The 23,689-nt window shown below is 71.6% G+C and carries 19 protein-coding genes, 1 tRNA gene and 3 pseudogenes; 15 read left to right on the forward strand and 8 right to left on the reverse strand.

Annotation, left to right across the window (positions count from 1 at the left end; genetic code table 11):
* Positions 1-61: 61 nt before the first annotated feature.
* Positions 62-2,722, forward strand: coding sequence for a penicillin acylase family protein (locus tag KG111_RS02725; protein ID WP_205292178.1), 2,661 nt, complete (start codon positions 62-64; stop codon positions 2,720-2,722).
* Positions 2,723-2,727: 5 nt separating this feature from the next.
* On the opposite strand, the gene KG111_RS02730 is transcribed toward KG111_RS02725, so the two are convergent.
* A complete protein-coding gene (locus tag KG111_RS02730; protein ID WP_249666270.1) occupies positions 2,728-3,324 on the reverse strand; it encodes a 5-formyltetrahydrofolate cyclo-ligase in 597 nt (198 codons plus the stop codon).
* Positions 3,325-3,353: 29 nt separating this feature from the next.
* On the opposite strand from KG111_RS02730, the gene KG111_RS02735 reads away from it, so the two are divergent.
* From KG111_RS02735 to KG111_RS02775, 9 genes are all read left to right on the forward strand, one after another.
* Complete coding sequence (locus KG111_RS02735) at positions 3,354-4,745, forward strand: UTP--glucose-1-phosphate uridylyltransferase (RefSeq protein WP_205292298.1); 1,392 nt, start codon at positions 3,354-3,356, stop codon at positions 4,743-4,745.
* Positions 4,738-6,000, forward strand: a complete 1,263-nt coding sequence (locus KG111_RS02740) for a molybdopterin molybdotransferase MoeA (RefSeq protein WP_205292177.1) — start codon at positions 4,738-4,740, stop codon at positions 5,998-6,000. The genes KG111_RS02735 and KG111_RS02740 overlap by 8 nt, the downstream gene beginning before the upstream one ends.
* Positions 5,990-6,496 (forward strand): cyclic pyranopterin monophosphate synthase MoaC, encoded by a 507-nt coding sequence (gene moaC / locus KG111_RS02745; protein WP_205292176.1) that lies wholly within the window; start codon positions 5,990-5,992, stop codon positions 6,494-6,496. Before KG111_RS02740 ends, moaC begins: the two co-directional genes overlap by 11 nt.
* Positions 6,493-7,014 carry a MogA/MoaB family molybdenum cofactor biosynthesis protein gene (locus KG111_RS02750; RefSeq protein WP_372440171.1) on the forward strand — a complete coding sequence of 174 codons (522 nt, stop codon included), beginning with the start codon at positions 6,493-6,495 and terminating at the stop codon, positions 7,012-7,014. Before moaC ends, KG111_RS02750 begins: the two co-directional genes overlap by 4 nt.
* A gap of 33 nt (positions 7,015-7,047) precedes the next feature.
* A complete protein-coding gene (locus KG111_RS02755; protein WP_249666271.1) occupies positions 7,048-7,710 on the forward strand; it encodes a GNAT family N-acetyltransferase in 663 nt (220 codons plus the stop codon).
* Between the two features lie 121 nt (positions 7,711-7,831).
* Complete coding sequence (gene sepX, locus KG111_RS02760; RefSeq protein ID WP_205292175.1) at positions 7,832-8,818, forward strand: divisome protein SepX/GlpR; 987 nt, start codon at positions 7,832-7,834, stop codon at positions 8,816-8,818.
* Positions 8,819-8,979: 161 nt separating this feature from the next.
* On the forward strand, positions 8,980-9,279 hold the full coding sequence (locus tag KG111_RS02765) for a hypothetical protein (RefSeq protein ID WP_205292174.1): 300 nt from the start codon (positions 8,980-8,982) through the stop codon (positions 9,277-9,279).
* Between the two features lie 80 nt (positions 9,280-9,359).
* A tRNA-Ala gene (locus KG111_RS02770) sits at positions 9,360-9,435 on the forward strand.
* 328 nt (positions 9,436-9,763) lie between these two features.
* Entirely contained in the window at positions 9,764-9,925 is a 162-nt protein-coding gene (locus KG111_RS02775; protein WP_205292173.1) for a hypothetical protein, read from the forward strand.
* Positions 9,926-10,099: 174 nt separating this feature from the next.
* On the opposite strand, the pseudogene KG111_RS18535 reads toward KG111_RS02775, so the two are convergent.
* Positions 10,100-11,131: pseudogene (locus tag KG111_RS18535) on the reverse strand (recombinase family protein); the annotation flags it as partial.
* Between the two features lie 130 nt (positions 11,132-11,261).
* Positions 11,262-12,594, reverse strand: a pseudogene (locus KG111_RS02790) (ISL3 family transposase).
* Between the two features lie 398 nt (positions 12,595-12,992).
* Between KG111_RS02790 and KG111_RS02795 the strand changes: the two are divergent.
* The 3 genes and pseudogenes from KG111_RS02795 to KG111_RS18205 all read left to right on the forward strand — a co-directional run.
* Complete coding sequence (locus KG111_RS02795; protein ID WP_205293118.1) at positions 12,993-13,493, forward strand: hypothetical protein; 501 nt, start codon at positions 12,993-12,995, stop codon at positions 13,491-13,493.
* A gap of 14 nt (positions 13,494-13,507) precedes the next feature.
* Positions 13,508-14,374 carry a hypothetical protein gene (locus tag KG111_RS02800; protein WP_205293117.1) on the forward strand — a complete coding sequence of 289 codons (867 nt, stop codon included), beginning with the start codon at positions 13,508-13,510 and terminating at the stop codon, positions 14,372-14,374.
* Positions 14,375-14,878: 504 nt separating this feature from the next.
* Positions 14,879-15,402 (forward strand): annotated as a pseudogene (locus KG111_RS18205) (IS3 family transposase); the annotation flags it as partial.
* Between the two features lie 677 nt (positions 15,403-16,079).
* On the opposite strand, the gene KG111_RS18540 reads toward KG111_RS18205, so the two are convergent.
* On the reverse strand, positions 16,080-16,301 hold the full coding sequence (locus tag KG111_RS18540) for a helix-turn-helix domain-containing protein (RefSeq protein WP_372440182.1): 222 nt from the start codon (positions 16,299-16,301) through the stop codon (positions 16,080-16,082).
* A 3-nt stretch (positions 16,302-16,304) separates the two neighbouring features.
* Positions 16,305-17,552 (reverse strand): IS256 family transposase, encoded by a 1,248-nt coding sequence (locus KG111_RS02820; protein ID WP_205293124.1) that lies wholly within the window; start codon positions 17,550-17,552, stop codon positions 16,305-16,307.
* Positions 17,553-17,929: 377 nt separating this feature from the next.
* Between KG111_RS02820 and KG111_RS02825 the strand changes: the two genes are divergently transcribed.
* A complete protein-coding gene (locus KG111_RS02825) occupies positions 17,930-19,126 on the forward strand; it encodes a hypothetical protein (RefSeq protein ID WP_205292810.1) in 1,197 nt (398 codons plus the stop codon).
* A gap of 94 nt (positions 19,127-19,220) precedes the next feature.
* Here the strand turns inward: KG111_RS02825 and KG111_RS02830 are convergent, their stop codons facing one another.
* Positions 19,221-19,586 (reverse strand): hypothetical protein, encoded by a 366-nt coding sequence (locus KG111_RS02830; RefSeq protein WP_205292809.1) that lies wholly within the window; start codon positions 19,584-19,586, stop codon positions 19,221-19,223.
* A gap of 54 nt (positions 19,587-19,640) precedes the next feature.
* Positions 19,641-21,800, reverse strand: a complete 2,160-nt coding sequence (locus tag KG111_RS02835; RefSeq protein ID WP_205292808.1) for an acyltransferase family protein — start codon at positions 21,798-21,800, stop codon at positions 19,641-19,643.
* A 164-nt stretch (positions 21,801-21,964) separates the two neighbouring features.
* On the opposite strand from KG111_RS02835, the gene KG111_RS02840 reads away from it, so the two are divergent.
* A complete protein-coding gene (locus KG111_RS02840; RefSeq protein ID WP_205292807.1) occupies positions 21,965-23,113 on the forward strand; it encodes a hypothetical protein in 1,149 nt (382 codons plus the stop codon).
* Positions 23,114-23,164: 51 nt separating this feature from the next.
* Here KG111_RS02840 and KG111_RS02845 read toward each other — a convergent pair whose 3' ends face one another.
* Positions 23,165-23,683 (reverse strand): metallophosphoesterase family protein, encoded by a 519-nt coding sequence (locus KG111_RS02845; protein ID WP_205292806.1) that lies wholly within the window; start codon positions 23,681-23,683, stop codon positions 23,165-23,167.
* Between the last annotated feature and the right edge of the window lie 6 nt (positions 23,684-23,689).

Here is a 23,689-nt window from a genome sequence, read left to right on the forward strand (position 1 = left end):
TCTCGACTGGCGAGTGCCAATGCTATGTCACACGTGGCACAGGCGGCACAATGGCGCCACCATGCATGAGCAGGACGCTGGCGACTCCGCCCAGAAGACCCCGCCGTCTCACCCCGCTCCGGCGCGCCTGCCGGCGCGGCTCGGCTGGTCCCGCAGCGGCCGCTGGTTGACCGGCATCGCGGTCGTCCTGGTCATCGTCCTGGTGGCCGGTGCGACCACCGCGTGGGTGGTCGTGCGCAAGCCGTGGCCGCAGACCAGCGGCGAGCTCCAGGTCGCCGGCCTCGACGGCCCGGTGCAGGTCGTGCGCGACGGCGCCGGCGTGCCGCACATCTACGCCGACTCCATGCACGACCTGATGCTGGCCCAGGGCTTCGTGCACGCCCAGGACCGGTTCTTCGAGATGGACGTACGGCGTCACGCCACCGCCGGCCGGCTCGCCGAGCTGTTCGGCGCCGGCGCGCTGGAGAGCGACCTCGTGGTGCGCACGCTGGGCTGGCGCGAGGTGGCCAGCCGCGAGCTCACCATGCTGCAGCCCGCTACCCGCGGCGCCCTGGACGCCTACGCCGAGGGGGTCAACGCCTACCTCAAGCAGCGCTCGCCCTCCGAGCTCGCCCTGGAGTACTCGCTGCTCGGCCTGACCGGGGTGGCCTACACGCCCGAGCGGTGGAGCGCCGTGGACTCCATCGCCTGGCTCAAGGCCATGGCGTGGGACCTGCGCGGCAACCTCGACGAGGAGATCGGCCGGGCGCTCACCGCCGCCACCGTCGGCGACAAGGCCGTCTCCGAGCTCTACCCCGACTACCCCTACGCCGAGCACCCGCCGGTCGTGGAGCAGGGGGCTGTCGTCCGCGGCAAGTTCGACCAGGGCGCCGACGCACACGGCCGCGCCCTGAGCCGTCCGGTGCCCGGCGGCGCCGGTGCGGTCCAGGCGCTGGCGCAAGTCGCCGAGGTCCTCGACGGCATGGGGCCGCTGCTGGGCAAGGGCGACGGCCTCGGCAGCAACGCCTGGGTGGTCGACGGCTCCCACACCACCACCGGCGCACCGATCCTGGCCAACGACCCGCACCTGGGCACCTCGCTGCCGGGCGTGTGGACCCAGGTCGGCCTGCACTGCCGGACCGTCAGCTCGGCCTGCCCGCTCGACGTGTCCGGCTTCGGGTTCTCCGGCGTGCCGGGCGTCGTCATCGGCCACAACGCGCACATCGCCTGGGGTTTCACCAACCTCGGGCCCGATGTCACCGACCTGTTCGTGGAGCGGATCTCGGGCAACAGCTACGAGTACGACGGACGCCGCATCCCGCTCACCCTGCGCACCGAGACCATCGAGGTCCGCGACGCCGACCCCGTCGAGCTCACCGTCCGCTCCACCCGCAACGGCCCGCTGCTCAGCGACCTGTCCCGCCTCGCCCAGACCTCCTCCGAGGTCGAGCTGAGCGCCGACGGCCTGGTGGACCAGGTCGACGGCGTCGCCGCCGCCTCCGGCACCGAGGGGGCCGGCGTCTCCCTGGCCTGGACCGCGCTGGAACCGCGCCCGACCGCCGACGCCCTGCTCGCCCTCAACGCCGCCGAGGACTTCGACGAGTTCCACGAGGCGCTGCGCGACTTCGCCGCCCCGGGCCAGAACATCCTCTACGCCGACACCGAGGGCCACATCGGCTACCAGGCCACCGGCGTGGTCCCGGTCCGCGGCCCCGCGAACGACGGACGCACCCCGGCGCCCGGCTGGCGCCCGGACGCCGTGTGGACCGGCACGACCGTGCCGTACGACGCGCTGCCCCGGCTGCTCGACCCCGACTCGGGCATCATCGCCACCGCCAACCAGGCCGTGATCGACCCGCGCCGCTACCCGCCGTTCCTCACCGACGACTGGGACCAGGGCTACCGCTCCACGCGGATCAACGACCTGCTGCGCGCCGAGGAGAAGCTCGACGTCGCCGCGATGAGCCGGATCCAGCTCGACTCCTTCAGTGCCGTCGCGCAGGCGCTGGTGCCCTACCTGCTCGAGATCGACCTGCCCGGCGGCTACTACTCCGACGGCCAGAAGCTGCTCGCCGACTGGGACCTGCAGCAGGACGCGGACAGCGCCGCGGCGGCCTACTTCAACGCGGTGTGGCGCGAGGTCCTCGACGCCACCTTCAGCGACGAGCTGCCCGAGGTGCTCGAGCCGGACGGCTCCGACCGCTGGTTCCGGGTGGTCGCCGACCTGCTGCCCCGCGCCCATACCGGCTGGTGGGACGACGTGGAGACCGACGTGGTCGAGGACCGCGACACGATCCTGCGCGCGGCGATGATCGCCGCCCGCGACCAGCTGACCGCACGGCAGTCACCGAACGCCGAGGAGTGGCGCTGGGGTGCGCTGCACGAGCTCGAGCTGCGCTCGCAGACGCTGGGGGAGTCCGGCATCGGGATCGTCGAGCGGCTGTTCAACCGCGGCGGCTGGGAGGCCGCCGGCGGCAGCTCGATCGTCAACGCCACCGGCTGGGACGCCCGCGACGGCTTCGAGGTCCGCACCGCGCCGTCGATGCGGATGGTGGTGCCGCTCGACGACCTCGACGCCGCCCGCTGGATCAACCTCACCGGCGTCTCCGGACACGCCTTCCACCCGCACTACACCGACCAGACCGACCTGTGGGCGCGCGGCGAGACCCTGCCCTGGGCGTTCACCCAGGAGGCCGTGGAGAAGGCCGGCGCCGACGTGCTGGACCTGCAGCCGAGCGACTGAGCGGCTCAGCGCATCCGCAGCAGCCCGCCGGGCGTCGCCGCCGCGCTCACCGGCCGGTCGTGCGGCTCGGCAGGCACGGCGTCGAGCACCTCGTCGTCGTAGAGCAGCACGCAGGTGAAGGTGCCCACCGGCACCCGGGACAGCGCACGGTCGTAGGAGCCGCCGCCGCGGCCCAGCCGCATCCCGTCGCGCGAGACCGCGAGCCCGGGCACCAGCACCACGTCCGCGCCGGCGACGGCGTCCACACCCAGGGTCGGGCCCACCGGCTCGAGCAGACCGCGCCCGGCCGGCGCCAGCGACGACTGACCCGCGTAGAGCGCCCAGTCCAGGTCGTTGTCGCGCCGCAGCACCGGCAGCAGCACCCGCTTGCCGGCGTCCGCGAGCCGGTCCAGCAGGGCCGTCGTACCGGGCTCGGAGCCGACCGAGACGTAGCAGGCGACGGTGGCGGCGCGCCGTACCTCCTCGGTGCCCGCGAGCACGGCGGCGATGGCCCGCGCCGCGGCACCGACCTCGCTCAGCGGGCGTCGTCGCCGGGCGGTGAGCAGCTGGTCGCGCAGGGCGACCTTGGCGACCGATTCCGGTATCGGGTCACCTGCGCTCACAGGGCAAGCCTACGATCGGCGGCATGGGACTGAGTGAGCGCAGCGGTGGCCTCGCCAAGGCACGGGCCAAGATGGAGGCCGAGGGCGTCGACCCGGTGGCGATCGAGACGTTCGCCCACTACTACCGCCTGCTCGAGCACGGCGAGACCGGGATGATCCCGGAGTCCTCGATCGACCCCGTCGACGTGGAGAGCCTCGACGACGTCGAGGTCCCCGACGACGTCGCCGCGGATGCGATCTCCAAGACGGTCGCGATCAAGCTCAACGGCGGCCTCGGCACGTCGATGGGCTTGGACCGCGCGAAGTCGCTGCTGTGCGTGCGCCGCGGGTTGTCGTTCCTCGACATCAGCGCCCGCCAGGCGCTGCACCTGCGCAAGGCGTACGGCGCCCGGGTGCCGCTGATCTTCATGAACTCGTTCCGCACCTCCGCCGACACCCGGCACGCGCTGGCCCGCTACGAGGACCTGCCCGTCGACGGCCTGCCGCTGGAGTTCCTGCAGAACAAGGAGCCCAAGCTGCTGGCCGCCGACCTCACGCCGGTGTCCTGGCCCGCCGACCCGGACCTGGAGTGGTGCCCGCCGGGCCACGGCGACATCTACACCGCGCTGCGCGGCAGCGGGCTGCTCGAGACCATGATCGAGCTCGGCTTCCGCTACCTGTTCGTCTCCAACTCCGACAACCTGGGCGCGGTGCCGGAGCCGCGGCTGGCCGGCTGGTTCGCCGCCTCGGGGGCGCCGTTCGCGATCGAGGCGACGCGGCGCACGCCCTCGGACCGCAAGGGCGGTCACTTCGCCCGGCGCAAGGCCGACGGCCGGATCGTGCTGCGCGAGATCGCGCAGACGCCGAAGGAGGACGCGGCCTCCCTGGCCGACCTGGGCCGGCACCAGTACTGCTCGACCAACAACCTGTGGATCGACCTGCACGCGCTGAAGGCGAAGCTCGACGAGCGCGACGGCATCCTCGGCCTGCCGCTGATCCGCAACGACAAGACCGTCGACCCTGCCGACCCCGCCAGCCCGGCGGTGGTGCAGATCGAGACCGCGATGGGGGCGGCGATCGAGGTGTTCGACGGGGCCCGGTTGATCGAGGTCGGCCGCGACCGGTTCATCCCGGTGAAGACCACCAACGACCTGCTGGTGCTGCGCTCGGACGTCTACGAGATCGGCGACGACTTCGCGCTGCGCCAGGTCGCCGCCGAGGTGCCGTTCGTGGACCTCGACTCCGACCACTACAAGCTGGTCGGGCAGTTCGACCGGCGCTTCCCCGAGGGTGCGCCGTCCCTGGCGAACGCCTCCTCGCTCAAGGTCGCCGGCGACTGGACCTTCGGTCCCGGCGTCGCCGTGCACGGTTCGGTGGAGCTGGCCGGCAAGGGCCCCCAGCGCGTCTCGCCCGGCGAGGTGCTCTCCGGCTCGGATGCCTGAGCCCGCCCACCTCGCCCACCCGCGCGGGGTCGACGTCGCGGAGCACCGGGCCCGGGTGCTGGCCGGCCTGACGCCGCTCGGTGCCGAGGAGGTCGCGGTGGCCGATGCGCTCGGCCGGGTGCTGGCCGCCGACGTCGTCGCCGAGCTCGCCGTGCCGCCGTTCGACAGCTCGGCGATGGACGGCTTCGCCGTGCGCAGCGTCGACCTGGCCGCGCTCGCCGAGCCTGCCCCGCTCGCCGAGCATGCTGGGAGCGCCGACGAGGGGTTCGTGGCGTTGCCGGTCGCCGCCACCGTCGCCGCCGGCGACACTGCGCCCGTGCTGCCGCCCGGCTCCGCGATCCGGATCATGACCGGGGCGCAGGTCCCCGCCGGCGCCGACCTGGTCGTGCCGTTCGAGTGGACCACCGACACCGACCCGGTCCGGATCCTGCGCACCGCCGCCCCGGGCCGGCACATCCGCCGCGGCGGCGAGGACGTCGCCGCCGGCGAGGTCGCGATCGCCGCCGGCACCCGGGTCGGACCGGCCCAGCTCGGCCTGCTCGCCTCGGTCGGCGTGGACCGGGTCGCCGTACGACGCCGGCCCCGGCTGGCCGTCATCTCCACCGGCGCGGAGCTGGTCACCGGCGCCGTGCCGGACAGCAACACCGCCACCCTGCTCGCCGCCGGCCGAGCCGCGGGCGCGGAGGTCGCCGCCTTCGGTCCCGTCGTCGACGAGCCCGCCGCGTTCGCCGACCGGCTCGCGGTCGCCGCCGGCGCCGCCGACCTCGTCGTCACCACCGGCGGCGTCTCGGCCGGGGACCGCGACGTGGTCAAGGCCGCGCTGCGCGAGGCCCCCGGGTTCTGGTTCGGCGGCGTGGCGATGAAGCCCGGTCGGCCCCAAGGGTTCGGCTCCCTGGACGTCGACGGCCGCCGCGTCCCGGTGATCACGCTGCCCGGCACGCCGATCGCCGCCTACGCCTCCTTCCTGCTCTACGCCGTCCCGGCCATCGCCGCGCTCGCCGGCACCCCGCGCGAGCCCCGCACCGCCGAGCTCGGCGTCGACGTCGCAGGCAGCGACCGCACCGTCCTGCTGCCCGCCACCTACGACGACGCCGGCCGGATCGTGCCCCTGCCCGGACACGCCGGCCACTCGCAGCGGCTGCTGGCCGCCGCCGAGGCGTTGCTCGTCGTACCGCCGACGGACAGGCTGGTTGCTGCCGGCACCGTCGTGGAGGTGCTCGCGCTGCGACCCGAGGAGGACTTGCATGCCCGATGAGCCCGACGTCCCGACCGATAGCCCCTCCGGCCCCCGGCTGACCCACGTCGACGCCAGCGGCGCCGCGCGGATGGTCGACGTCTCCGCCAAGGACGTCACCCGGCGTGAGGCCCGCGCGAGCGGGCGGGTGCTGGTCAGCGGCGAGGTCGTCGCGCTGCTGCGCGGTGAGGGCGTGCCCAAGGGCGACGCGCTCGCGGTCGCGCGGATCGCCGGCATCATGGGCGCCAAGCAGACCCCGGCGCTGATCCCGCTGTGCCACCCGCTGGCGATCTCGGGGGTCACCGTCGACCTCGCGATCGCCGACGACGCCGTCGAGATCACCGCCACCGTGCGCACCACCGACCGCACCGGCGTCGAGATGGAGGCCCTGACCGCGGTCTCGGTGGCCGCGCTGACGGTGGTCGACATGGTCAAGGCCGTCGACAAGGCGGCGGTGATCACCGACGTGCGGGTGGAGACCAAGACCGGCGGCAAGTCGGGGGACTGGTCGCGGTGAGCCCCGACGCCAGCACCGCCGCCGACGCAGAGGCGGGCCGCGAGCCGCTGCCGGCCGTGGTCGTGGTGGCGTCCAACCGCGCCGCCGCCGGCGTGTACGACGACACCACCGGCCCGCTCATCGTGACCGCGCTGCGCGAGCTGGGTTTCGCTGTCGGCGACCCCGTGGTGCGCCCCGACGGTGAGCCCGTCGGCGAGGCGATCGCGCAGGCGGTGGCCGAGGGCGCCCGGCTGGTGCTCACCACCGGCGGCACCGGGCTGACGCCGGCCGACCGCACCCCGGAGGTGACCCGGCCGCTGCTGGACCGTGAGGTGCCGGGCATCGCCGAGGCCATCCGGGCCGCCGGCGTGGCCAAGGGCGTGCCCACCGCGGTGCTCTCCCGCGGGCTGGCCGGTGTCGCGGGGCGGACGCTGGTGGTGAACCTGGCCGGCTCGCGCGGCGGGGTCAAGGACGCGCTGGCGGTGCTCGCGCCGGTGCTCGTGCACGCCGTGGAGCAGGTCGCGGGCAGCGATCATTGAGAACCTCGCGCGTGGATCAGGCAGGCTAGCGCCGTGCACCCCGGCGGCCCCGCTCCCGAGCGGATGATCGTGGCCACGCCCGGGCGGGCGTGGCCCAACCGGCTGACGTCCGGGCGCGACCCCGAGGTGCTGCTGCGGCCCATCCATCGCCGCGACGCCCGGCCCTGGCGCGAGGCGCGACGGCGCAACGCGACGTGGCTGGGGCCCTGGGACGCCACCGCGCCGCCGGGCGCCGACACCCGGCCCACCACGTTCGCGGCCCTGGTGAAGCGGCTCTCGCGGGCGGCGCGGCAGGGGACGACGTACCCGTTCGTGGTGGAGGTCGACGGCATGTTCGCCGGCCAGGTCAGTGTCAACAACATCGTGCGCGGCTCGGCGCAGTTCGCGTCGGTGGGCTACTGGATCGACCAGCGGTTCGCCGGGCGCGGGGTCATCCCACGGGCGGTGGCGATGGTGATCGACCACTGCTTCCTCACCGCGGGGCTGCACCGCGTCGAGATCTGCATCCGCCCCGAGAACACCAACTCCCTGCGGGTGGTGGAGAAGCTCGGGATCCGCGAGATCGGCTACGCGCCGTACTTCCTGCACATCGACGGTGCCTGGCGCGACCACCGGATCTTCGCGGTCACGCGCGAGGAGGCGCCGCACGGGATGCTCGCCCGGCTCAGCGATCCGACCGCCGAACCGGGGCGTTGAGCACGTCGGATACTCGTCGTGACAGCGCTTCAGGGCCGGATCACAGGAGTCACAGGAATCAATCTGTGACACACCGGGTCACATGCGCCTCGCGCAGGCGTGACACTCCTAACCTCAGCGTGTGGACCTGAGCGCACTCATCTTCGTCGCACTCGCGGTGGCTTGGGCCGTCTACCTCGTGCCGATGGCGCTCCGGCAGCATGAGGAGGACGACGTCAGCCGCTCCGTGGACGGCTTCTCCGACCGGCTGCGCGTGCTCGCCCGCCGTGAGCCGATCTCGGCCACCAAGGCCACGCTGGTCCGGCTCGGCGAACGACGCACCGCCGCCGCCGCAGACGACCCTGCCGACAACTCTGCCGACGACTCTGCCGACGACACTGCCGACGACGCCGACAAGGCTCCCGCGACGCCCACCCCTGCGTCGCGTGAGCACCCGGTCGAGCGCGTCGAGCAGGTCCAGGTGGCCCGCACCGCCCGCGACCTGCCCCCCGCGCAGCGCGCCAAGCGCCGCGCGGCCGCCCGCCGTGCGGCGCAGCGACGCCGCCGGGTGCTGGGGGTGCTGCTGCTGGCCAACCTCGTCCTGGTCGCGCTCGCCACGCCGGGTCTGGTGCACGCCGCCTGGACCGCCGTCCCCGCGACGCTGCTCGTCGCGTGGCTGGTGGCGTGCCGACTGATGGTCAAGCGCGAGCGCCGGGTCCGCACCAGCAGCACGGTGCGCACGCGTCGGGCAGCCCCGGCCGAGGAGGCGCCGGCCGCGGAGAAGCCGGCCGAGAAGCCCGTCGACGCCCCGTCGGCCGAGGCAGCCGCGGCCCTCGAGGACGAGGACGTCGTCGACGACGAGACCGGCGAGATCGCAGCCGTCACGGACGAGACCGCCGGGGAGACCGGCGACGAGACGAACGGCTGGACGCCGGTCGAGGTCCCGCTGCCGACGTACGTCGCCAAGGCGCCCGCCGGTCGCACCGTGCGCACCATCGACCTCGACTCCACCGGCGTGTGGAGCTCGGGACGCAACGAGGCGGACTCGCAGCTGGCCCGCGAGGCCGACGCCCAGCGTGCCCAGGCCGAGACCGCCGAGGACGAGCAGCGCCGCGCCGCCGGCTCCTGACCGACGCCCAGCCGACCACCCAGCCGACCACCCAGCAGACCGCCCGGGCCTCGCCCGGGCGGTCTGCTGCGTCAAGGGGCGAGGTTCGGGTACCGACTGCGTCCGGTGCGAAACCGGCGGTCCGGGAGCGTCCCGGCCCGAGCGAATCCGCAGGAGGTCTGATGACCGAGGAGAACGCCGCCGACCGCCAGGCGGCCCAGCAGAGTCGTGAGCAGGGCAAGAAGTACCCCGAGGAGTCGGGCCAGGCCGCGGGCACCGGGAGCGACATGGGTGCCGAGCCGGAGTCCGCCGCCGCCGTCACGCCCGACACCCAGCGCGCCGACCCGCAGCAGGGCATCGAGGACAGCCCGTTCGACGGCGAGGCCGCCCGTGGACAGTCCAAGGTGTTCAGCGACGACGCCGGCACCGAGGACGAGCCCAAGCCGCAGGGCCACGCCGACGAGGACGAGGCCGTCCGCTAGCCGCGCTGCCCGCGCGGCACGCCGAGGGGATCGGCGATTCGGACCCGGCGCGAACCGGGTGCTAGCGTTTCCCCTCGCTTGGGGCTGTGGCGCAGTTGGTAGCGCGTCTCGTTCGCAATGAGAAGGTCAGGGGTTCGAATCCCCTCAGCTCCACCATTGAAGTCTTACTCGAACTCCGCTCGCAGAGAGCGGCGTCGAGTAGGCCTTCGAGGGATAGTTCGCCAGGAACGGCGCTCAGATTGCTCTGGGCGTCGTTCTTTGCGTTGTAGCGAGCGTGAGAGGTGCTGTGGCGCCTGTTGTAGGTCACGACGGTCTGGAACGGCTCCTTGAGTTGGTCACCGGCCACGAAGGGACCCTCCTCGCTCTGATCGACGTGAAGTTTGTCGAAGATTGCAGCATTGAGGACGCGCCGGACATCGTCGGGAGCGACCCGATATAGCTCCTGCGGTCGCTCCAGCAGGTCGAGTGCTGCGGCTAGGTGGGCATGGCCGTCATCGAGGTTGGCGGTTGGAGTTCGAAGCTGGCCGCGCAACACACTCTGCTGTCGGCGTATCTCGCGGAGTCGCTCACGCAGCTTTTCCTGCGGCCAGTCCGGATCTCCGATGAGGTCAAGGTGCGCATCCTCTTTCTCGTCGAGTTCCTTTAGCCGGCGCTGCGTCTCAGTACGCAGGGTGTCGCTGAGGGTGTTGGCGTCTGCGATGGCCTCGTCGGCGCGGGCCCGGATGCGGGCTCTCAGCGCGGCCGGGATCGGCACCGTCGCGTAGTGGGCGACGACCAGTTGTTCGACCCGTGCGACGGCGAGGTACGGCAGGTCGCACTCGTGATCCTGGCGACCGCGGCAGACGTAGTAGAAGTACTGTTCGCCGGACTTACTGCGACCTGGCCAGATGATCAGACGCTTGCGACAGCGACCGCACCACAGCAGGCCCTTGAGGTAGTGATTGTGGGTGCGGTGTCGCGTGCCTGCTCCACGTTCAGCGAACAACACTGACTGCACACGCTGGAACAGCTCTTCGGTGATGATCGCGTCGTGGCGTCCGGGATGCTCCTCGCCATCGTGGACGATGACGCCACAGTAGTAGCGGTCGCGCAGCATCTTGCCCAGCGAGTTGATGGAGATCGGCGTTCCTGCCGGGTACCGAGCCGTCGGACGGGTGGTCAGCCCGGCGTCGGTTAAGTGGGCGCGCAGGGCCGGCAGACTGTAGCGGCCAGTGGCGTACAGCTCGAAGGCCATGAGGACGAAAGGCGATCGCACGGGATCGACGACGATCGACCGAACAGACCGGCCCTCGAAAGTCTCGGCGGCGTTGAGGTAGCCGATCGGTGCGCGAAAGATGGTGCCGCCAGCTCGCGCCTTCTGGCCCATCTTGTACTTGATGTCTTCGCCGTTGGCGCGCGACTGGAAGCCGTTGAAGACGGCCAGGAAGCCAGTCATGGCTTCGCCGAGCGGGGAGTCGTCGATGTTCTCGGTGGCCGAGATCATGGTCACGCCAAGCTGCCGCAGTTCCAGCAGCACGGCGCCGTTCTCCATCCAGTTCCGGTTCATCCTGGAAGTGGAGTAGACGAGCACGTAGTCGACGTCGCGGTCCTTGCGGATGCGTTTGAGCATCTTCTGGAAGACCGGTCGTGTGGCAATAGCGGTGGCGCTCTTACCAGGCTCAACGTACTCGTCGACGATCTCCATGCCGTGTTCCCGGGCCTTTTCGACGCAGCGGCGCCGCTGGGCTGGGATCGAGATGCCCTCGGGGTCGTAGTCGGTGTTGACCTGGCCGGCAGAGGACACGCGCAGGTACAGCACCGCACGACCCCCGGTGCCTCTGCCCGTGCCCTCGAACGTTCGTTGCTGTCCCACCAATACTCCTAGCGCTAGGCCGCCACCGCTGTCCGATAGCGGAGGAGGGGTGTGTCAGTACGGAAGTAGCTCGCGATCGGGCGCTGCTCGTCGGCGATGTAGCCGAGGTAGGTCAGCCGAGTATGCAGGCTCATCCGAATCCAGGGTGTAGGCGCGGCCTGAAGCCACCGGTCTCCAGCAGGCTCCTGGCGATGTAGTTGGTGAGGTTGCGGAACCCGAGCGCGGATCCGCGGAGGTGCTCGAGCCTGCCGTTGATCGCCTCCGTTGGCCCGTTGCTGGTGCCCGGTCGGTCGAAGTAGGCCAGCACGTCGTCGGCACGCTTCTTCAGCGTCCGACCGAGGGTGACGACCTCGCTGAGGGCCTTGGGGACGCCTGCGCTGACCGCCTCGATGAGCTTGACCATCTGTGCCCGGCCACGGCCGCGGTCCTCGTCGCGGTAGGCGGCGATCATCTGCTGGTAGATGCCCCAGGTTGCCTCGACCTCAACATGCGCATCGACGGCGAAGAGCGCGGCGAGTCGGGCGGTCTGCTTGTCGGTGAGCAGCCCGGCGCCGGTGTGCAGGGTGCGCCGGGCCCCGTAGAGCGGGTCGCCCTTGTGTCCGCGGTGGCCGTGGATGGCCTGCTGGACCCGGCGTCGGCACCGATCCAGCGCGTCGCCGGCCAGGCGCACCACGTGGAAGGGATCCATGACCGCGACCGCGTCGGGGAGTTCCTCGGTGGTGGCGGTCTTGAACCCGCTGAACCCGTCCATCGCGACGACCTCCACGCCCTGGCGCCAGGCGTCGGGGCGGGCGGCGAGCCAGGTCTTGAAGGCCTGCTTCGAGCGGCCCTCGACCATGTCCAGCAGCCGCGCGGGTCCGGTGCCGTCGCGGACCGGGGTGAGATCGATGATCACGGTGACGTACTTGTCGCCCTTCTTGGTGTGACGCCAGACGTGCTCATCGACGCCGACAACCTTCACGCCGTTGAAGCGGGCCGGGTCGTCGATCAGGGCCCGCTTGCCCTCGGCCAGGACTGCGTCGTTCGCGGTGCCCCAGGCGACCCCGAGTGCCTCGGCGACCCGGGCGACGGTGAGGTGGGCGACCACCACTCCTTCGAGTGCCCACGCGCAGCCCACGGCGCGACAGCTTCGCGCGCGGCTCAGCCGCACGGCTGGTGTCTTGGCGCCACACGTGACCGCAGCCGCTGCACCGGTAGCGACGGATCGTGACGATCAGCGTCGTGGGCCGCCACCCGAGCGGTTCGTGGGCCAACTGTCGGGTCACGGTGTCGCGCGGTGCCCCTTCGCAGCCGCAGCGGCGGCACCACTGGTCGGGCTCAAGGACCCGGCATGCGAGGACCGCGCGACCGGGTTCGAGGCGCTGGCCGGTGACGACGAGGCCGAGCTCATCGAGTCGGCAGAAGGTGGACAGATCGGGGTGGGCGAACGCATGCGAGCGGTCGCCGACGGTAGCGTCGGGCACGTCGAGGTCTTTCGAGATGAGCGTGTAGGAGCCTTCATCTTCGGGAGACCTCGACGCCTATCCCGGGACCGCCACGCCAACCCGCGCTACACCCTCAACTGTGATGAGCCCGTAAAGTCTTCGGCGTTCTTCGGGGAATTGCTGCGGTTGGCAGCGCGACGGGCGGACACTTTCCCAACTGCAGTCCGATGCAATTTGGGGGAGTAATGGCCGACCGCACACTGCTATTCCGACTGGAGATCATCGCCCGACGGTGCGCCACGACGAGGATCCGGCGGAGGTCTGTGGGACGGTTGGGATCGGCGTGCGGCATTATGGTGTCCGCGCTCTTAGCGGTGTCGCCCATGCCCGCAGCCGAGGCCAACTGGTTTGGTCCTACCGGGAAATATGGGACTTGCGTGGGAGGCAACCGTAGCGATGCCGCTCCGCTTACCTTCACCTACGTCGACCTAATTCAAGCGATGGACAACGCGACCGACTGGGTGCGAGCCAACGACATTCAGCCCGCCGGGCTTCCCACGTCCTACGACGCGACGCCGCCCTCCAACATCGACGTCATCGTCATCGACAGACAGTACGGAAATGCCGAAGATCCCTTCTGCGATCAGGCCTGGGCGACCAGCGGGACCTCAGGCGGAATCATGGGTCTAACGACATGCAACTCGATCAACTCAAGCAACCAGTGCCAGTCGGCAGACGTCCGCTACAACAACAACTGGACCTTCGACGTTGGAACCTCGGCTGAGCGTCATCTCGCGTGCCACGAGAACGGTCACGCAATCGGCCTGAAACACCCGGTCTCCTCCGCTGAGATGTTTGGCCAAGGATGCATGAACTTCGGCACCGGCGAAGTCAACTACACCTCCCACGACCGCGGCCACATCGCGGCCGCCTTCTAGAGAGCGGCCCAATCATGACCATCACCAAGACGTTCCTCAGCGCAGCGACCATTACCGCACTGGCTGGCATCGTGACCGCTTGCGGCACAGCATCTGAAACCCCCAGAGCCACTCAGGATCCCGCCTCGACGAGGACTCTGGACGTCCCTCGGGTCGCGGTCAGCGGGCGCTACAAGCCCCCCGCGGACGGGCCGGCTCGTGACCTGATCGACCACCAAGCGGCCGTCTCGAGCTCGGCCTCGTCCATCAACTTCGAAACCGGGCTTGCAGAGTTCCTGCCCAGGCAGCAGTTTTCCATCGACGGTGGCCCGCCCGCGCCCGCGTCCCGTGGCATCCTCGTCGGTGAGATCGTCTCGGTCGCCCCAGGCAGTGGGTACGCCCTGCTGGATGCCGATGGCAAGCCAGACCCCGACGCGGAGGGAGGCACTCCGGTTCCGTTCGACGACTCACGCGCGATGTGGCGGGTAGTCGTCGTGACCGTCAAGGTCGACCACGCACTCACGACAGCCCCCGCCGGAGGCTGTGACCCCAATGACAGCGACGGGTGCACCGCGCAGTTCGGGTACCCGATCTACAGCGCCGACCCCGGGAATGACGTAAAGGGACTCCGTGCGCTGGGCGACGTCGTCGTCGTGCTGGACCCCAAGAGGTCCTACCCGAAGATCGCCAAGGATCTCCCCGCAGTGGCCCGAGGCGGCGCGCTGCTCGGCGACATCGATGCTCGGGGCGTTATCGGGTTCCCAGCTCTTGGCGAAGAGAACGAGAGCTTCGTCGGAGCCCACGACACCGTCGCCTCACTCGTCAAGCAGGCAGAGAAGGCGACGCCACCCGTCATCCGGGTCACCGTCGACCTTGAGACCGGAACTATCAAGAGGGGCTAGTGCTCCGTTCTAGAGGGCACCTAGCACAACAGAGGGCCCACTCCCGCCACCGCGTAGGTGACGGGAGGGGAGTGATGCGTGCTGGTCAGCGTCGGCGGGTCGCTGCCGCACCGCACGTACACATCGCGGCGGCGGTCGCGGCTGACTCCGGGCCGTTCGGCGACGAGATGACGCGGAGCGTGCTGCAGCAGGGGAGGGGGAGGACGGTGTAGGTCATGGTGCTGTAGCTCGTTCGCTGATCTCGGGGCCGGAGCACCGCCACCGTCGTCCCCCGACGGGACGGAGGCTGGTGCTCCATGAAGGGGTCACGAGCGTAGCGCGGGGAGACTGCGGGGCGGCTGCTCAGCGAGAGGTAACGCTCAACACACGACCCGCCCGAAACGCCCCAAGCCGCCCCGCCCCCAGCGTGTGGGGACGGGGCGGCGTGCGTGTGGGAGCGGCGCTTACTGCGGAGAGTGCGGGGCCGGACCCGACGACCTGCTCGCGGTCGTTGATGAGCACGGCGTGATCCGCCACGAGTTCGTCGCCGACGGCCCGAACAAGGTGTGGCTCTGGGACATCTCAGAACACCCCACGCGGGAAGGCAAGCTCTACATCTGCGCGATTAAGGACGTCTTCTCCAACAAGATCGTCCGCTACTCCATCGACTTACGAATGAAGTCGTCGTTGGCGCAGGCCGCGATGCGGAACGCGATCGCGCTTCGCTCACCAGTCGGCACGGTGTGCCACTCGGACAGAGGCGTTAGTTTCGCGCCAAACGCACCCAGCAGCTCCTGACCAACAACGGCCTGGTCGGGTCGATGGGCCGCTCCTACGGGGCCGGTGACAACGCCAGCATGGAGAGCTTCTTCGCACTCCTGCAGAAGAACGTGCTCAACACCCGCCGCTGGGACACCCGCGACGAGTTGCGGCTCGAGATGGTCCGCTGGATCGAAACGAAGTACAACCGCCGCCGACGACAGCGAGGACTTGGCAGGCTCACGCCCGTCGAGTTTGAGATGATCTACGCAGCCGCAGACGCGGCCTGACACCCCGACCGCTACGCGTCACCAAAGCGGGGGCAGTCCCCCATGGGTAATGCAAGGCGGTCGGACGATCGATCAGCGCAAGCACCAGTGGGGACGCGAGGGGCGATGATCGGTGTCTGCGGGTAGCGCCAGCAGGACGGAAACATATGGAACTGCCCGCCGGATCTGCCGGGTTGCGCTGAGTCCGCCCACGTCGCGGTGATTGGACGTGGTGTTCGGGCGCCCGCGAGTCGCGCCGAAGGAGTCGCGCGGAAGAACGTCGTGATCTGGCGGGCTCTGGTCTCGTGGTTCGGGGGACTGGTGCTTTCCGGCGGTGCGCCGCGCGCTGGGTATGGCGGCAGATGCTGCTACGGGCGGGCGCCCCGTGTTGCTCCTCGCCCCCGATGGTCGACTCAGCGGCCGTGCGGCCCCGCCAGCCTGCTCAGCGCCTGCATGAACGAGCGACCACCTGCTCGCGCGGGTGTCGCTCCCGGAGCGTCGGGCTCACCGCAACCCGCGGGGCGAGACGAGCGGTTTCCCAGCCTCTCCGAGGTGAGCTGCTTAGTGAAACTACGTAGGGCCATCGGGCGGCCACAAGACGCCGGGAGAATCTACGGCAGTAAAATGAGCGCGTACGCTGAGGGTGCCCCTTTCGCCGCGCTCTTGTGAGGGTCATTCCGATCGGAGTGATCGGGATATTACATACTCTGCGGACGACCTCGCGGACGGAGCGAGACCCCCGCCGCTCTTAGGGCAGCGTTGACTGTCGCCTTGCCGATATCTAGATGTCGGCTGATGGCTGCCGTTGAGAGTCCATGGTCGTACAACACGACGATCTGCGCTCGATCCGTCGAGTTGAGCCGGCGGCGCGCAGGGTCAAGTCCCCGGTAGTGGTGTAGCGCTGCGTTCTCCTTCTTGATGGTTCAGGCGGTCAGGGCGGGCAGTTGATCAGCTCCGATCTCGGGTTCGGTGGTGGGAACGAGGTTGACGCGGCAGCGGGCGAGGAGGTCGAGTCCGAGGTAGCGGCGGCCTTCGGCCCACTCATCGGTCTGCTCGGCCAGGACAGCACCGACCAGGCGCACGATGGCCTCGCGGGTGGGGAAGATCCCCACGGCGTCGGTGCGGCGTCGGATCTCGCGGTTGAGGCGCTCGGCCGGGTTGTTGGACCAGATCTGGGTCCACACGTCCTTGGGGAACTCGGTGAACGCAAGGATGTCGGCACGCGCCACGTCGAGGTGGTCGTGGACTTCGGGCAGCTTGTCGTCGACGTAGTCCAGGAGCCGGTCGAACTGGGCGTGTACCGCCGGCCGATCTGGCTGGTCGTAGACGCTGTGCAGCATCGCCTTCACCGCCGGCCACATCGCTTTCGGGGTGGCGGACATGAGGTTGGCGGCGTAGTGGGTGCGGCAGCGTTGCCAGGCGGCGCCGGGCAGGTTGGCCGCGACCGCCTCGACCAGCCCTTGGTGGGCGTCTGAGGTGACCAGCCGGACCCCGGTCAGGCCGCGGGCGACGAGGTCGGCGAAGAACTCGTTCCACGCCGCCCCGGTCTCACTGGTAGCCACGCGCATGCCGAGAACCTCGCGGTGCCCATCACCATTGACGCCGGTCGCGAGCAGCACCACGGCGTTGATGACCCGGCCGCCCTCGCGGACCTTCATCGTCAGCGCGTCGGCGGCGACGAAGGTGAACGGGCCGGCGGTGTCGAGGGGTCGGTGGCGGAACTCCTCGACGTGCTCGTCGAGCTCGGCGGCCATCCGCGACACCTGGGACTTGCTCAACGAGTCGATGCCCAGGCTCTTGACCAGCTTGTCCATCCGCCGCGTGCTTACGCCGGCGAGGTAGCAGTCAGCCACCACGGTGATCAGCGCGGACTCCGAGCGCTTGCGGCGCTCGAGGAGCCACTCCGGGAAGTAGGTGCCCTTCCTGAGTTTGGGGATCGCGACGTCGATGGTGCCAACCCTGGTGTCCAGCGGGCGGCGGCGGTAGCCGTTGCGCTGCGCGACCCGACCCGGATCCGGGCGGCCATACTCGGCGCCGACCACCGCGTCGGCGTCGGCGGACAACAGTGCGTTGATGATCGTCTGCAGCAGGCTGCGCATCAGATCCGGACTCGCCTCAGCCAGGGCTTCACCAAGCAGGCCAGCAGGGTCGACAATGTGTGGTGCGGTCATCGTGATGACTCCGTTCGAGGGTGCTGTGAGAGGTTCACTCGAAGGATCACGCGGTGGCCGCATCTACGTCTTCCGTACACGCCGATGACGATCCCGGCGACCGCGCTACACCACTATCGGGGACTCAACTGCGCGCCAGGGCGCTGGAAATAGTCGTCCACCCGGGCGTCCGCGCCCGCGAGTTGCTCGTTGACTTCAGCTAGCCAGGCGAGTGCCTCAGAGTTCGAGTACTGCTGCAGTAGCTCCACCAGCACAGGAGGCCGGACCCGGCGGGTCCGGCCTTCTGCCGTTCCCGGATCCTTCCGCCAGCGCCGGCGCCGAGCACGAGTTCCGCGGAGCCGAGGACGACGGCCCTGCGATGCGCCTACGTTGGCGCAGTGAATCGACTCAGGAGCCGCCTGCTCCCCGTCATCTCCGTCCTCCCGGTATTCGTCGTCGCCGTCGCGCTCGCCCTCGTCGTGCCGCTGACCGGGCCGGTCGCCGCGCACGCGGCACCGCTGACCGTCCCGGTGACGCCCTCGGCGCTTCCGGTGGGCGCACCGGTGAAGGCTCCGGCGCACCTGCTCGACGACGCGCTGGTGCTGCCGGGCGGCCGCGTCGTACGGATCGGGAGGGACGGAGTGCAGCCGACCAGCGTGCACCGAGTCCGTGGTGGCTACCTGGTCGCCTCCCAGCGCTGGGCGGCCGGGCGGCTGAAGGGCTACCGCGTCGACCTGGTAAAGCCGGACGGTCGCCGCCGTACCGTGCTCAGGCACACGCGGTACGACGTGTGGCGGGTCGCCTCCGACGGGCGCACCTTCCTCGGCGCGGCCGCGCTGCGGGACCGCAAGGGCCGGTGGAAGCCGGGCGCGCTGCTGCGTCGGATCCGGGTCGGTGACGGCCACACGCTGGGCAAGGCGCGGCGCCTCGCCGCCTACCCCGACACCGTGCTCGTCGGCACCACGCGGGTGCTGCTGAGCTACGTCCCGCTCGCCGGCAGGCACCAGGGCAGGCCGCGCACCGAGTGGTGGAGCACGAGCACCGGCCGCGTGCGGGTCCTCGCCCGCGCGGCGAGCCGTCCCCGGCATGCGCCGTACGGCGTGCAGGCGGCCTCGCGCGACGCGCGGGCGTACAGCGTGACCGAGCGCGGTCGCCAGGTCGTGCGCGACCTCCGCACGGACAAGCGGTTGTGGCGCACCGCCCCCGACGAGAGCGTGCTCGCCTTCGCGCCGGATGGGAAGAAGGTCATCACCCGCGCCGAGCCCCGGCGCCCGGACCCCGAGGCCGACGACTACGTGGCCGGTCGCCTCACCGTGCGCAACGCCCGCACGGGCCGGGTGCTGGCGGTGTACCGCGGTCTCGTCGACGGCCTCGGCCCGAGGGCGCAGCCGGGTGGGAGCCTGACGAGCCGAGTGACCCGGTGGGAGTCCGAGGACACGTTCCTCATGCACGCCCACGAGTCGCTGGAGAGTCACGAGGAGGGCTTCACCCCGCTCGGTGGGACCTGGGTCCGATGCCGGGTGTCGACCGCGAGGTGCGAGCGGGTGCCGAACCCGGGGGTGCTCGCCGGCACCTGGGTCACCCCGCTCAGCTGATCCGCCCAGCTGATCCGCCCAGCTGATCCGCCCGGCTGATCCGCCCGCTGACCGGGCCCCGCCGACCGGCTGGATGGTCCCCGGCCGAGGAGGTTCAGTCCTGCCAGGGCGCGGACTCGCCCATCTTGCGGTAGTACTTCGCCAGGTGGCTCTTCACCCGGTCGACGTCGTTGCCGGGCAGGTCGACCCCGCCGCGCCCGCCCTGCATCACGTTGCCCGCGGCCATCACGCCGCGGGGGACTGCGCGCAGCCGTCCGTCGACGACGTCGGCGACGAGCAGCTTGTAGGCGGTGAAGTTCTGCTTCGCGTCGGCGTCGTACCAGACGTGGGCGTCGCGGTACTTCGCGTTGGGCTCCTCGGTGGCGCCCGCCCACTCGCGGACCCGCTTCTCGGCGGCGGCGCCGTCCCACGGGTGGTCGCGGTCGGCGAGCGGCAGGTCCTGGAAGGCGGTCACGGCCATCGGCGGTCTCCTTGCTCGCGTTTCCGGGAGGGGCTCCCGGCCTCCTCCGCAGCGTTACCCGGCCGGCGGCGGCCCACCCGTGTCCGGCGCTGTGTCGAGCACCGGGGCGAGGGCCTCGGCCAGCACCGGCGCCAGCTTGGCGGCGTACTGCCGGGTGAGGTGCACGATGTCCCAGCGCACCAGCGTGCCGCCGGCGAAGAGCGGGCAGCGCCCGTCGACGCAGAACCAGCCGCTGGTGTCGACGTACGTCGCGCCGGTCTGCGAGGCGGCGGCCCGCTCGGCGCTCGCCTTCTCCGCCCAGGCCGGGCTCAGGGAGCCCGCGCAGTCGGCGGGCTCGGCGAACCGGGTGATGCAGCCGTCCGGGGTGTGTCCGGCCGGGGGCGGGGCGAGCAGCACCACCTCGGTCGAGGGCGCCGCGACGGCGTCCACCGTCCGGACCACGGCCGCGCGCCAGGCGCCGACGAGGTCGGCAGGGGCGTCGGCCATGCGCCTGATGTTCAGCTCGGAGTCGGAGGCGACGAGCAGGTCGGGGCGCGCGGCCCGGACCTGCTCGCGCAGCACGTCTCGCGCCTCGTTGCAGCGCTGGGAGCCGGCGGGGTCCTCGACCACGGCGACCGCCACCTCGGCGAAGGGACAGTTCGACAGCGCGTAGCCGCGCACCGTCCAGTCGGGTCCGAGCGCCTCGCGCAGCGCGGGCAGCCACGCGATCGCCACCGAGTCGCCGACGACCAGCGCCTGGCGGCGGCCCGAGCCGTGGCGGCACCGCGAGGCGTCGGTGAGGTCGGCGGGGTTGAGGCAACCCGCCTCGGGCTCCAGCTCCGGGTTGATGCCCTGCTCGACGACGTCGTCGAGCGGTGGGGTCAGCGCGGGGAACTCCGTGGCGGCCAGCGCCGCGCTGAGCTCCGCACGGAGCGACTCTGCGGCCGTGGGCGGCTCGCGGCCGGCCTCGGCTCCCGCCGTCGGCGCCGGGATCGCGACGGGCGGCCCCGCGACAGGTCCCGGCGCGGGCACCAGCACCGCGACGAGCAGCGCCGTCGCGGTGACGCCGATCATCGCCAGGGCCGGCCGCGGACCCCAGGCGCGGCGCCGCCGGGGTGCGTTCACAGGCCGTCGCAGCGGCTCCTCCACCAGGTGGTGGGTGAGCACGGCGAGCGCGAGGGCGGTCCCGAGCGCCGCGGCCCGGGTGCCGGGGCCCCAGTCCGGCGCCAGGGCCTGGGCGAGCACGATGACCGCGAAGTGCCACAGGTAGAGCGCGAAGGAGATCTCGCCGAGGTAGGTCACCGGGCGCAGCCGCAGCACCGACGCCGTGCGCAGGTCGTCGCCGCCGATCCCGGACACCAGCACCGCGACCGTCGCCGCCACCGCCACGAGCGCCCCGGGCGCGGGCAGGCCGGCGGCCGCGTCCACGCTCACCGCCGCGGCCACGACGCCCATCAGCCCGAGGGCCGCGAGAGCCTCCCGCCCGGCGCGAGGCAGACCGCGCAGCCGTGGCGCCAGGCAGGCCAGGAGCGCACCCGCCGCGAGCTCCCAGGCCCGGGAGAGCGTGGAGAAGTACGCCGTCGCCGGCGACGCCGCCGCCTCCGCCCAGGACCAGGCGAGCGAGCCGAGCAGCACCGTGCCGGCCAGCAGCGCCGTCGTACGACGTGCCGAGGGCCGGCCGGTCCCGGTGACGCGGCTGGTGCGGATGGCGCGGGCGAGCGCGAGGCCGGCGATGAGCAGCAGCGGCCAGACCAGGTAGAACTGCTCCTCCACGCCCAGCGACCAGTAGTGCTGGAGCGGGGAGGGCGGCAGGCCGCTGGCGAAGTAGTCGGTCCCGGTCGCCGCCTCGTGCCAGTTGAGCGCGAAGCCGAGGGCCCACGCCGCGTCGACGGCGATGTCGTCGAAGCGGCCCGGCAGCAGTACCAGCCGTGAGGCGAGGAGCGTCGCGGCGAGGACCAGCAGCGCCGCGGGCAGGATGCGCCGGGCGCGGCGCAGGTAGAAGGCGCCCAGCCGGATCCGACCGCCGTGCTCGGCCTCGTTGAGCAGGAGTGAGGTGATGAGGAAGCCGGAGACCACGAAGAACATGTCGACCCCGAGGAACCCGCCCACCGGCCGGCCGGTGAGGTGGTCGGCCACGACCAGGGCGACGGCCAGCGCGCGCAGTCCCTGGATGTCGAGTCGCCGTGGCAGGGCGGTGCCGCGGGAGCGGGGCGCCGTGGCGTCCACGTCGGTCATGCTTGCTCGTCCTCCGTGCTCGTGAGGCGGGCACGACCACCGACGAGCCCGCGCCCATTGTCCGGACCGCTCGGGACCCGCACGCCCCCGGGAGGGGGAAGCTCCGCGGAGCACTGGGTGTGAAGGGGCTGACAACGCGGCCGGCCGGACGTAGCGTCACTGCCATGGCTCGCTCCCGGGGCCGCGTCCTCGCGCCCGCCCTCCTCGTCCTCGCGCTGCTCGCTCCGTTGCCGGCGCCCGCTCACGCCGTGCCACCCACGGTTCCGGTCGTGCCCTCGGCGCTGCCGGTGGGCGCCGCGGTGAAGCCACCGGCCCGGCTGGTGGACCGCGACCTGGTGCGGGCGGGCAAGAAGGCCGTGCGGGTGGGCACGGCGACGTACTACCCCCAGAGCCTGCATCGTGCGCGCGGCGGCTACCTGGTCGGCTCCGCCCGGTGGGGCCGGGGCGGTCGTCTGGTCGGTCACCGGGTCGAGATCGTCAGCCTGGCCGGCAACAAGCGGACCGTGGTCGCGAAGTCGAAGTACGAGCCCCTGCAGGTGGCGAGCGACGGCCGGACCTACATCGGCGCCGCGGAGCGCCGGGACTCCAAGGGCCGCTTCACGCAGGGCCTCGTGCTCCGCCGGCACCGGGTCAGCGACGGCCAGCCGGTGGGCCGCTCCCTGACGATCGCCGGCTACCCGGCCACGATCACGGTCACCAAGAGCCGGGTGCTGATGGGCTACCACCCGCTCAACGGCAAGCACAACGGCAAGCCGCGCACCGTGTGGTGGCACACCGGCACCGGCCGGGTGAGGGTCGTCGCCACGGCGCCCCGCCACCCGCGGGGCATGGCGTACGGGATCCAGGCGTCCTCCCTCGACGCCCGCGCGTTCAGCGTGATCAAGCGCAACCGCCAGGTGGTGCGCGACATCCGCACCGGCAAGCGGCTGTGGGCCACCTCCGCCGCCGAGGTGGTGGTCACCTTCTCAGGGGACGGCAAGAAGGCCCTCACCTTCGCCGACACCCTCCCCGTCGACCCCGAGTCCGAGTCGGACGAGTTCGTCGCCCGCCGGCTCCTGGTCCGCAACGCGCGCACCGGTCGGTTGCTCGCCACGTTCACCGGGATCTTCGACACCCTCGAGTACGGGTCGGGGACGCGTTGGGAGAGCAACGACACGTTCCTCGTGCACGCCTACGAACGCGTGAACGACCCCGACGTCTACCCGACCCCGGGGGGCCCGGCCACCGTGCGCTGCCGCGTCTCCACCGCGACCTGCCAGCGCGTCCCGGAGACCTCCGGCCTGTACGGACTCTGGGTGAGGCCGCACAGCTGACACCGAACAGCCGAGGTTGCACAGCGGAGGCTGCCGCCAGTCCCGACACCCTCAGCGGGTGCCCGTGCGCGGCGGCAGCCGGTGCAGCACCACGTCGTGCAGCGCTCCGTCGGCCACCGTGAGGGTCAGGTAGGTGCAGTGCGGCTGCCGGCGCCGGTCGGTGGGGGAGCCCGGGTTCAACAGCCGCAGCCCGGACTCGGCGGTGGTGTCCCAGGGGATGTGGCTGTGGCCGAAGACGAGCACGTCGAGGTCGGGGTACGACGCCGCGCACCGGGCCTCGCGGTCCTTCGCCGGGCCGGTCTCGTGCACGACGCCGAAGCGGACGCCGTCGGTCTCGAAGCGGGCGACCTCATCCAGCCGCGCCCGGAGTGCGGCGGGATCGTTGTTGCCCCACACGCCCACCAGCCGCGCGGCGCGCTCCTGCAGCGCGTCGAGCAACGGCTCCTCCACCCAATCGCCGGCGTGGACGACCACGTCGGCCTCCTCCACCTCGCGCCACACCTGGTCGGGCAGTGCCCGGGCCCGGCGCGGCAGGTGGGTGTCGGCCAGCAGGAGCAGTCGTGTCGTCACGCCCGT

The organism is Nocardioides faecalis (assembly GCF_018388425.1).
Classification (GTDB): Bacteria; Actinomycetota; Actinomycetes; order Propionibacteriales; family Nocardioidaceae; genus Nocardioides; species Nocardioides faecalis.

Excerpts from the sequence above, each read along its gene's own strand:
- KG111_RS02840 (WP_205292807.1), top strand. The coding sequence starts at position 21,965 with ATGGCTCGCTCCCGGGGCCGCGTCCTCGCGCCCGCCCTCCTCGTCCTC.
- moaC (WP_205292176.1), top strand. The coding sequence starts at position 5,990 with ATGCCCGATGAGCCCGACGTCCCGACCGATAGCCCCTCCGGCCCCCGG.
- KG111_RS02725 (WP_205292178.1), top strand. The coding sequence starts at position 62 with ATGCATGAGCAGGACGCTGGCGACTCCGCCCAGAAGACCCCGCCGTCT.
- KG111_RS02765 (WP_205292174.1), top strand. The coding sequence starts at position 8,980 with ATGACCGAGGAGAACGCCGCCGACCGCCAGGCGGCCCAGCAGAGTCGT.
- KG111_RS02775 (WP_205292173.1), top strand. The coding sequence starts at position 9,764 with ATGGCCGTCATCGAGGTTGGCGGTTGGAGTTCGAAGCTGGCCGCGCAA.
- KG111_RS02740 (WP_205292177.1), top strand. The coding sequence starts at position 4,738 with ATGCCTGAGCCCGCCCACCTCGCCCACCCGCGCGGGGTCGACGTCGCG.
- KG111_RS02820 (WP_205293124.1), bottom strand. The coding sequence starts at position 17,552 with ATGACCGCACCACACATTGTCGACCCTGCTGGCCTGCTTGGTGAAGCC.
- KG111_RS02800 (WP_205293117.1), top strand. The coding sequence starts at position 13,508 with ATGACCATCACCAAGACGTTCCTCAGCGCAGCGACCATTACCGCACTG.
- KG111_RS02830 (WP_205292809.1), bottom strand. The coding sequence starts at position 19,586 with ATGGCCGTGACCGCCTTCCAGGACCTGCCGCTCGCCGACCGCGACCAC.
- KG111_RS02835 (WP_205292808.1), bottom strand. The coding sequence starts at position 21,800 with ATGACCGACGTGGACGCCACGGCGCCCCGCTCCCGCGGCACCGCCCTG.